The following is a 1,198-nucleotide window of genomic DNA, read 5'->3' as shown; positions in this document are numbered from 1 at the left end:
TCAGCTGCACCTCATCGAGAGTGGTGCCAGCATCTGCAATCGCAATCGGATCATGACCGGCGTGCGGTTCCTGTTCCGAGTCACGCTGCGCCGCCACGATCTGGCGGCCGAGGTCTGGCACATCAAGGAGCCGCTGAAGCTACCGCCGGTGCTGAGCCCGGAGGAGGTCAAACGTGTCCTGACGATGGCGACGAGCCTCAAGGCGCAGGCGATGCTGACGCTGGCCTATGGCTGCGGTCTGCGTGCCGGCGAAGTGGTGCGGCTGCGCGCGGGCGACATCGATAGTGCGCAGATGATCATCCGTATCGTGCAGTCGAAGGGCCGCAAGGACCGCAACGTGATGCTGCCGGCGGAAGTTCTCGACCTGTTGCGGCAATGGTGGAAGGTGCGACCGACCAGGCATGATGCCGGCGTCGCGCCGGAACAGCGCTGGCTGTTTCCCGGCCGCAGTCAACACCGGCCGCTGACCACGCGTCAGTTCAGCCGGCTGTTCAAGGAGGCGGTCAAAGACGGCGGATTGCGCAAGGCGCTCTCTCTCCACACGCTCCGTCATAGCTTCGCGACCCATTTGCTCGAGCGCGGCACCGACATTCGCCTGATTCAGGCGTTGCTCGGACACGACAAGCTCGAGACGACGGCCCGCTACACCCGCGTGGCGACAGGCATGATCGCCAGGATCGAGAGCCCACTCGACGGCCTGAGCGCACCGCGGCGTAGGCGAGCGAAGCGGGCCACCACGGAGACGCCGGCGCCATAGCGCCGCCGGCTATGACTCGACCAGCTCTGGAGCTCGCGGACATTCTCCGCGATCACGGCCCTGCCTGGCGCGAGGCCAATCGCGGGCATGTCAGCCTCGACCAGTTGAAGGTGATGAGTGCCATCGAGCGCTGCCGCACGGCGGCGCTCGGCGGGCATGTCGCACGCTGCGAGAACGTAGCATGCGGCTATACGGAGATCGCCTATAACTCCTGCCGCAACCGGCATTGCCCGAAGTGCCAGGCTGCGGCGTCACGCCAATGGCTGGCCGACCGCGAAGCGGAGCTGTTGCCGGTGCCGTACTTCCACGTCGTATACACGTTGCCGAGCCAGCTGCGCGACATCGCTTACCAGAACAAGCGCGTGGTCTATGACCTGCTGATGAAGGCGGCGGCCGAGACAACGCTCGCCATCGCCGCTGATCCCAAGCGCCTCGGCGCAC

The 1,198-nt window shown here is 65.9% G+C and carries 2 protein-coding genes; both read left to right on the top strand.

Annotation, left to right across the window (positions count from 1 at the left end; translation table 11 throughout):
- On the top strand, positions 1–757 hold a 757-nt coding region (locus IF809_RS38575; protein WP_462840080.1), incomplete at its 5' end, for a tyrosine-type recombinase/integrase.
- Between the two features lie 11 nt (positions 758–768).
- A partial coding sequence (locus IF809_RS38570; protein WP_462840079.1) for an IS91 family transposase occupies positions 769–1,198 on the top strand: 430 nt, incomplete at its 3' end.

The organism is Bradyrhizobium sp. UFLA06-24 (assembly GCF_054967145.1).
This window is presented reverse-complemented; position numbering and strand designations above follow the sequence as displayed.